Source organism: Mucilaginibacter sp., assembly GCF_036568825.1.
GTDB lineage: Bacteria > Bacteroidota > Bacteroidia > Sphingobacteriales > Sphingobacteriaceae > Mucilaginibacter.
In genome coordinates, this window is sequence record NZ_DATCRU010000033.1 from 34431 (window position 1) to 43252 (window position 8822).

Consider the following 8822-nt stretch of genomic DNA (forward strand, 5'->3'; position numbering starts at 1 on the left):
ATTTGTAATATTGAGTTCTCAATAAACAAAAATGAAAAAATTGATCTCTGCAGCTATTGTTCTGCTACCAGCAATAGCTTTTGCCCAGGATGGTAAATACCTTGTGCAAGGTAAGGTTGGTAATTTGAATGCACCTGCCAAAATCTATCTTCAATACCAAATAAAAGATAAGACAACCACTGATTCTGTAAACTTAAAAAACGGAGAATTTCAGTTCTCTGGCACTATCGGCACAACTCCTGTAAGTGCTTACCTGGTATTGAATGAGAAAGGTACCGGCGGTATTGTTTATCACGATTATAAGTCTATCTATCTTGAAAAAGGTACGATCAAGGTAAACAGCGACGGTAAGCTTAACGAGGCTAAAGTTGATGGCCCTAAAACAAACCAGGAAAATGCAGAGTATGATGCATTGAACAAACCTTTAAATGATGCGCAGGATGCATTGGATGCTAAAGTAAAAGCTGCAACCCCTGAACAGAAGAATTCAGAGGAATTTGAACGGGCGATCACCAAAGAACAAAAAGCGCTTGATGCCAAATCAAACGAAGTAAACGCCAGCTTCATCAAATCACACCCGGGTTCTTACATCAGCCTGATGGCTTTGGAAATGTATGCAGCTTATGGTGCTGATTATGCAGATGTAAATCCTTTATATGAAAGCTTGTCGCCGGAAGTAAAACAATCTGAAGGTGGGAAAGAATTTGGTGAGAGATTGCCAAAACTGAAAGCTGTAGCGTTAGGCGAAATGGCCCCCGTTTTTGCTGAAGCTGATACTTCTGGTAAGACCGTAAGCCTTGAATCCTTCCGTGGTAAATATGTTTTGGTTGATTTCTGGGCATCATGGTGTGGCCCCTGTCGCCGCGAAAATCCAAATGTGGTAAAGGCTTACAATCTATACAAGAATAAAAACTTCACCATTCTTGGCGTATCATTAGATAAGCCAACCGGCAAACAAAGATGGCTGGACGCTATCCATAAAGATCACCTGACCTGGACACAGGTATCCGATCTGCAATTCTGGAAAAGCAAACCTGCTGCATTATATGTAGTGCGTGGCATCCCGGCAAACTTCCTGATCGACCCAAGCGGAAAGATCATTGCGAAAAATCTCCATGGTTTTGATTTGGAGGATAAATTGGCAGAACTGTTCGGAAAAATATAAATTAGACACTAATTTTACCAATTGGAGCGAATTTCACGAATTACTTTATCAAGGGTATAATTCGTGAAATTCGTATTTAATTCGTTCGTGCAATTAGTGCTATATCAGGTCAAACCCAATATCTTTCCTGAAGTACATCCCATCCCAGTAAATACGGCTGGCATCGGCAGTGGCTTGTTGCAGGGCGTCGAACATGTTGTCTTGCAAGGTTGAGATAGCAAGCACACGACCTCCTGTTGTAATCACGTTGTCGCCATGCATGGATGTGCCTGCATGAAATACTTTTGATTCGTGAACATTCTCCATTCCGGTGATCACCTTATTTCTTAAGTATTCGCCTGGATAACCACCTGCTACACAAACTACAGTGGCGGCAGTCTTGTTGGAAATAATCAGTTCTTTTTCGTTCAGATTACCTTCAGCTACACCTTGTAGCAGGTCAACAAAGTCAGATTCGATCCTCAGCATCACGCTTTCGGTCTCGGGATCACCCATGCGGGCATTATATTCGATCACGTAAGGCTCGCCATTACAGTTCATTAGTCCGATGAAAATGAAGCCTTTGTAAGGAATGCCTTCTTTTTTTAATCCATTAACAGTCGGAACGATCACCTTATCATGCACCTTTTTCATAAAGGCGGCATCCGCAAATGGTACAGGTGAAACAGAGCCCATGCCACCGGTATTCAACCCGGTATCAGCTTCGCCGATACGTTTATAGTCTTTTGCCTCGGGTAATACTTTATAATGCTCACCGTCGGTCATTACAAAAACCGAAAGCTCTATGCCTTTCAAAAATTGTTCAACTACCACTTTCGAACTTGCATCGCCAAATTTCGCTTCAGTCAGCATGCTGATCAGTTCGCGCTCAGCTTCTTTTAAGGTTTCGCAGATCAATACGCCTTTACCGGCAGCTAATCCGTCAGCCTTTAAAACAATCGGTAAACTTTGGGTAGATAGGTATTCAAAACCCTCATGTAAAGTTTCGCGGGTAAAGGTTTTAGATTTTGCTGTCGGAATATTATTCCTGAACATAAAATCTTTGGAGAAATCCTTGCTGCCTTCCAGTTGTGCGCCCTCTTTTTGCGGACCTACAACAGGAATATTTTTTAACTGTTCATCAGCCAGAAAAAAATCATGAATTCCTTTTACTAACGGCTCTTCAGGGCCTACCAGCACAAGATCGATTTGATTATCAATCGCAAACCTGCCTATGCTCTCAAAATCTGTCGCTTTAATATTTATGTTCTTGCCATACTGCGATGTGCCGGCATTTCCGGGCGCAATAAAAAGCTGCTGGCATTTTGGACTTTGAGCTATTTTCCAGGCGAAGGCGCTTTCCCTTCCGCCCGAACCAAGGAGCAGGATATTCATGCGCCAAATATAAGTTAAATGTGCAGATTGAGTATGTGAAGATGTGCAAATATGCAGATATGCAAATGTGAGGATGTGCAAATATGCAGATGTGTGAGTTTGCAAAACGGTAATCACAATTCAGACAAATAATACAAACAATTTCGATTGTCAAAGATTACTTTTACTGTATGTCAAAACGATTGGATAAATACCGCAAGCTGCCCATCTTCCAGAAAGCGGAAGAAATACTGGAATTGGCCGAAGTGATAGCTGAAGCTTTGAAAGAAGACAGTAAGAGAGAACATTTGGCAAGTGAAATAGTAAGCAATGCTATGATTATGCAGGTGAAAATTGCCGGTGCTGAAGGCGGTGGCTTGTATTCACTAAAAATGCAGAACGCTGTAGTAATCAAAATTGCAGCGCAGGATATGCTCAATGCAGTCATATTTTCGGCGATGGTCAACCTTAATGAAGAAGATTATGTGCAACTGATGAGGGATAAAGTTGAAGAATTCAGACTGGAGTTTTTAAACTGGATACGTGGTTTTGACAAAAGCTACGATATACCCGACAACTGGGGAATACGTTATGACTCGAGCACTCCTGAGCAGGAGAAACTCGAAGAGTTGATGTTTGACGAAGATAAATTCTGGGATGACTTTGATGAAAACAGCCTCGACGATGAGGAGGATTGGAATGAAGACGATGAAGAAGACGACGAAAAATAATGTGCAGATGTGCAAATGCGAGGATGTGCAGATTAAACAAATTTAATGATTGGGTTAATAAATTACATTCTAGCAAATCAATCTGCACATTTGCACATCCGCACATCTGCAAATCCTCTAAAAAACGTACCTTTGCCTGCCATTATGACTACATAAATTGCTATGGCGCAATTGTTGACACCGTAGCATTATATCGAAATACGTATGTTAGAATTTATAAGCAAGCTTTTTGGAAGCAAGTCGGAACGAGATGTAAAAGCGATACAGCCGATAGTAGAGAAGATCAAAGCAGAATTCTCTAAACTGGATGGTATCAGCCATGACGATCTCCGTGCTAAAACCATAGCTTTTAAAGAGACAATAAAACAGGGCCTTGCCGAGATAGATGCTGAATTGCAGGAATTGAAAGACAGGATTGAAAATAATCCCGATCTGGAAGTAAGCGAGAAGGTTGAGCTTTATACCCAGGTAGATAAGCTGGAAAAAGATCGTAACAAGGAACTGGAAGTAATATTGATGGATATCCTGCCGGAGGCTTTCGCCGTGGTGAAAGAAACCGCCCGCAGGCTCAAAGAAAATAAAACCCTTGAAGTTACAGCTACAGAATTCGATCGTGATCTGGCTGCGCGTAAAGGCAATGTCATTATAAAAGGTGACAAAGCGATTCACCACAATACCTGGATCGCAGCCGGTAACGAAGTGACCTGGGACATGGTGCATTATGATGTACAGCTGATAGGCGGTACAGTTTTGCACCAGGGAAAGATATCGGAAATGGCGACAGGTGAAGGTAAAACACTGGTAGCTACTTTACCTGCTTACCTGAATGCATTGGCTGGTCAAGGCGTTCACATTGTGACAGTTAACGATTACCTGGCACGTCGTGACTCGGAATGGATGGGGCCGCTGTATGAGTTCCATGGTTTGTCAGTTGATTGTATCGACAAGCACGAACCAAATTCGGAAGAGCGCCGCGCAGCATATATGGCTGACATTACTTTCGGTACCAACAACGAATTCGGGTTCGATTACCTGCGTGACAATATGACACGTTCGCCTGAAGAGCTGGTGCAACGCAAATTGCATTACGCAATGGTGGATGAGGTTGACTCGGTATTGATCGACGATGCCCGTACACCTTTGATCATTTCAGGACCGATCCCACGCGGCGATGAGCACGAGTTTTATGAGTTAAAACCGCGCATTGAACGCCTGGTAAATACTCAAAAGAATTATATCAACTCCGTATTAAACGAAGCCAAAAAAGCAATTGCGGATGGCAAAACCGGTACTGACGAGGGTGGCCTGGCCTTGTTGCGTGCACATCGTGGATTGCCAAAAAATAAAGCGCTGATAAAATACCTGAGCGAAGGAGCGAACAAACAGGTTTTATTAAAAACCGAAAACTATTACATGCAGGATCAGAGCAAGGAAATGCCAAAGGTTGATGCTGAGCTGTACTTTGTGATAGACGAAAAAAATAACCAGGTTGAGCTGACTGAGAAAGGTATCGAGCTGATCACTGCATCAGGCGAAGACCCGCATTTCTTCGTGATGCCTGACGTAGGTTCTGAAATTGCCGAGATCGAAAAATCTCACGCCAGCAATGAAGAAAAGGTAGCCCAAAAAGATACCCTGATGCGCGATTTCTCTGTGAAATCAGAACGTATCCATTCGGTAAACCAATTGCTGAAAGCCTACACCCTGTTTGAAAAAGATACTGAATATATTATCGATGAAGGTAAAGTAAAGATCGTTGACGAGCAGACAGGCCGTATTTTGGATGGCCGCCGTTACTCTGACGGTTTGCACCAGGCTATCGAAGCAAAAGAAAACGTGAAGGTAGAAGATGCTACCCAAACCTTTGCAACCATTACCCTGCAAAACTATTTCAGAATGTACCACAAGCTTTGCGGTATGACCGGTACGGCCGTTACCGAAGCAGGTGAGTTTTGGGAAATATACAAACTGGACGTGGTTGAAATTCCGACCAATACGCCTATCATCCGTGACGACCGCCAGGATTTGGTATACCGTACCATTCGCGAAAAATATAATGCTGTAGCTGACGAGATCGTGAAATTGACCGAGGCAGGCAGACCAGTGCTAGTAGGTACAACATCCGTTGATATATCCGAATTATTGAGCCGTATGCTGAAATTGCGCGGCATCAAGCATAACGTACTGAATGCTAAATTGCACCAGAAGGAAGCTGACATCGTTGCTGAAGCGGGCAAGACCAGCACTGTGACCATTGCCACCAATATGGCTGGTCGTGGTACGGACATTAAGCTCGGTCCGGGTGTAAAAGATGCGGGCGGTTTAGCTATTGTAGGTACCGAACGTCACGAATCACGCCGTGTTGACAGGCAGTTGCGCGGTCGTTCAGGACGTCAGGGTGACCCGGGTTCTACCCAGTTCTTTGTGTCATTGGAAGATAACCTGATGCGTTTATTCGGTTCAGAGCGTATCTCGAACCTGATGGTGCGCATGGGTATCGAAGAAGGTGAAGTGATCCAGCACTCGATGATCACCAAATCTATCGAACGTGCGCAGAAGAAGGTAGAAGAAAACAACTTTGGTATCCGTAAACGTTTGCTGGAATACGACGATGTGATGAACTCGCAGCGTACCGTAATTTATTCGAAACGTAAGAATGCCTTGTTTGGCGAACGACTGGAAGTAGACATCAACAACACCATTTTTGATGTTGCCGCTGATGTTGTTACTCAATATAAAGAAGAAAACAACTACGAAGGGTTCCAGCTGGAGTTGATCCGCGTATTTTCTGTCGATACCGAGATCAACGAAGATGAATTTGCTTCAACGAATATCAACCAGCTTACTGATAAAGTATTCCACGAGGTAACGGCTTTCTATAAACGCAAAGCGGAAGCGATCGCACAACAGGCGTACCCGGTGTTGAAGGATGTGTTCACTCAACGTGGTGAGTATATCGAAAATATTGTGGTTCCGTTTACTGATGGCATCCATGGTATTCAGGTAGCTGTTCCGCTTAAAAAGGCAGTTGAAACCAAAGGTCACGAAGTATTCAAATCTTTTGAAAAGAATGTGGTGCTTTACCTGATAGACGATGCATGGAAAGAGCACCTGCGCGAAATGGACGAATTAAAGCAATCCGTACAAAATGCCGTTTACGAACAAAAAGATCCATTGCTGGTTTATAAGTTCGAAGCGTTTGAATTGTTCCGCCAGATGCTGGCTACCGTGAATAAGGAAATGGTAAGCTTCCTGTTCAGGGGTGGTATCCCTGTTCAGCAGGAAGCCGACGAAGTAAGGGAAGCTAAACCTCAGCCAAAAACGGACATGAGGAAGATGCGTACCTCTAAACCAGAGTTGGTAGCTGAATCAAGCGGTGTACCGATGAATGATTTCGCTGATGTACCACCGCCAAAAGCTACCCCGGTAAGGGTAGAACAAAAAATTGGACGGAATGATCCTTGTCCATGTGGAAGCGGCAAGAAATATAAAAACTGCCATGGTGTAGGGCAAGCATAAGACTAAATTGTCATTGCGAGAAGCCGGTTGGATTGAGCGTGAGATGGCGACGAAGCAATCTCATGCTATACAGGGCGAAGATGCATAGTTCGCGATTGCTTCTTCACCGCTCGAGCCGTTCATCGCAATGACAGCTAATTAATGATATTTAACATGAAAGCAGTCTCACGTTTTAAAGCTATTTTGCAATTAAGCGGATGCTGCTTTTTTATTTTCTTTGCTTTTACTGTCGGTGCACAAACGCGGGGTAAAGTAGAGGTGATAAAAGACGCCCGGATTGATACCTTTGCAGCTCATAGGTTGGAGTTGAATAAAGGTGCCGATGCTATGACGATCAATGGCTTCCGGGTGCAGATATTTACCGGGGAGAACAGGAAAGACGCTTATAATGCTCAAGCTAAATTCCTGGAGCAGTTCCCGGATGTAAAGAGCTATATTATTTATAACGAACCAAATTTTAAAGTCCGTGTAGGAGATTTCAGAACCCGATTGGATGCTGAAAAACTGCAAAACGACTTAAAAAAACTATTCACCGGGATGTTTATCATCCAGGAAAAGATCACCCCGCCCAAACAGGACACCGATGACTAAAGAACACATACAACAGCTTTCCCAGAACATTTTTAACGAGGTAGTTGCCAACCGCCGCCATTTACACGCCAACCCTGAGCTTTCTTTTCACGAAGTGGAAACTTCTGCATTTGTAGCTAAGAAGCTGGAAGATATGGGTCTGGAGTATCACAAAATGGCCAATACCGGTTTGGTTGCCTTGATAAAAGGAGAGAAACCATCCGATCAGGTAGTGGCTTTGCGTGCCGATATGGATGCTTTGCCAATTTTGGAAGCCAATGATGTTCCTTATAAATCACAAAATAATGGTGTGATGCATGCCTGTGGACACGATGCACATACCTCATCATTATTGGGTACTGCCAGAATATTGACTGAGCTAAAAAGCCAGTTTGCCGGAACAGTAAAACTGATCTTTCAGCCAGCAGAAGAAAAACTGCCCGGTGGTGCCAGTCTGATGATTCAAGAAGGTGTTTTGGAAAATCCAAAGCCACAAGCCGTGCTTGGTCAGCATGTAATGCCTTGGATAGATGCGGGCAAGGTAGGTTTTCGCGCGGGAAAATACATGGCCTCAACCGATGAGATCTATGTAACGGTAAAAGGTAAAGGTGGACACGGTGCACAGCCGCAAGCTAATATTGACCCGGTAATTATTACCGCACATATTCTTACCGCACTACAGACTATTATCAGTCGCTATAATGACCCTAAGAGCCCGTCGGTGCTGTCATTTGGTAAAGTGATAGCCAATGGTGCCACCAATGTGATCCCGAATGAAGTTTACCTGGAAGGAACTTTCCGCACGATGGACGAAGCATGGCGCGCCGATGCCCACAAAAAGATGAAAAAGATGGCCGAAGGCATTGCCGAAAGCATGGGTGGAAGCTGCGATTTCAATATCATGAAAGGTTATCCATTCCTGATCAACGAGGAAAAGCTGACTGCTGCTGTTCGTGGCTACGCCGAAGATTATTTAGGAAAAGAAAACGTCCTCGACCTCGATATCTGGATGGCCGCTGAAGACTTTGCCTACTATACCCAGGTAGCCGATTCCTGCTTTTACCGTTTAGGAACCCGTAATGAAAGCCGTGGTATTACCTCGTCGGTTCATACACCTACTTTTGATGTGGAAGAAGATGCGTTTAAAGTGAGTACCGGCTTGATGGCTTATTTGGCGTTGAAGCAGTTAGGTAACTAAATCTCATAGACTTCGGCATTACTGGCTTCAGTCTGTGACTGAATGCCTGCTGATATTGGGCAGTTTTAAACTGCCGTGTGTCTCGTCCTAAAAAAAGTTTACAGGTTTTGAGATAATCCTGTTATAGATTTACAGGTGAATAATTATCCTGCAATACGTTTACAATTTTACGATTTCTTTGGTAGTAATTTTTCCATTGCCTTGTAGTTTTAAGATCGTTTTGATATACTATTTGAGGCGTGAGTAATCCTATACTCATATGAGGTCTTTGTTCATTATACAGTTT

General features: G+C 43.5%; 6 protein-coding genes. 5 read left to right on the plus strand and 1 reads right to left on the minus strand.

Going from position 1 to position 8822, the window contains the following annotated elements:
- Nucleotides 1-31 precede the first annotated feature (31 nt).
- Nucleotides 32-1165 (plus strand): redoxin domain-containing protein, encoded by a 1134-nt coding sequence (locus tag VIM89_RS07250; protein ID WP_488155476.1) that lies wholly within the window; start codon nucleotides 32-34, stop codon nucleotides 1163-1165.
- A gap of 99 nt (nucleotides 1166-1264) precedes the next feature.
- Here the strand turns inward: VIM89_RS07250 and purD are convergent, their stop codons facing one another.
- Complete coding sequence (gene purD / locus VIM89_RS07255; RefSeq protein WP_488155477.1) at nucleotides 1265-2539, minus strand: phosphoribosylamine--glycine ligase; 1275 nt, start codon at nucleotides 2537-2539, stop codon at nucleotides 1265-1267.
- Between the two features lie 170 nt (nucleotides 2540-2709).
- On the opposite strand from purD, the gene VIM89_RS07260 reads away from it, so the two are divergent.
- The 4 genes from VIM89_RS07260 to VIM89_RS07275 all read left to right on the plus strand — a co-directional run bounded on the left by VIM89_RS07260 (nucleotide 2710) and on the right by VIM89_RS07275 (nucleotide 8536).
- On the plus strand, nucleotides 2710-3249 hold the full coding sequence (locus tag VIM89_RS07260; protein ID WP_488155478.1) for a hypothetical protein: 540 nt from the start codon (nucleotides 2710-2712) through the stop codon (nucleotides 3247-3249).
- 204 nt (nucleotides 3250-3453) lie between these two features.
- Nucleotides 3454-6768: a preprotein translocase subunit SecA gene (gene secA, locus VIM89_RS07265; protein ID WP_488155479.1), complete on the plus strand. Its 3315-nt coding sequence runs from the start codon at nucleotides 3454-3456 to the stop codon at nucleotides 6766-6768.
- Nucleotides 6769-6921: 153 nt separating this feature from the next.
- Nucleotides 6922-7359, plus strand: a complete 438-nt coding sequence (locus tag VIM89_RS07270) for an SPOR domain-containing protein (protein WP_488155480.1) — start codon at nucleotides 6922-6924, stop codon at nucleotides 7357-7359.
- On the plus strand, nucleotides 7352-8536 hold the full coding sequence (locus tag VIM89_RS07275) for a M20 metallopeptidase family protein (protein ID WP_488155481.1): 1185 nt from the start codon (nucleotides 7352-7354) through the stop codon (nucleotides 8534-8536). The genes VIM89_RS07270 and VIM89_RS07275 overlap by 8 nt, the downstream gene beginning before the upstream one ends.
- Nucleotides 8537-8822: the final 286 nt, after the last annotated feature.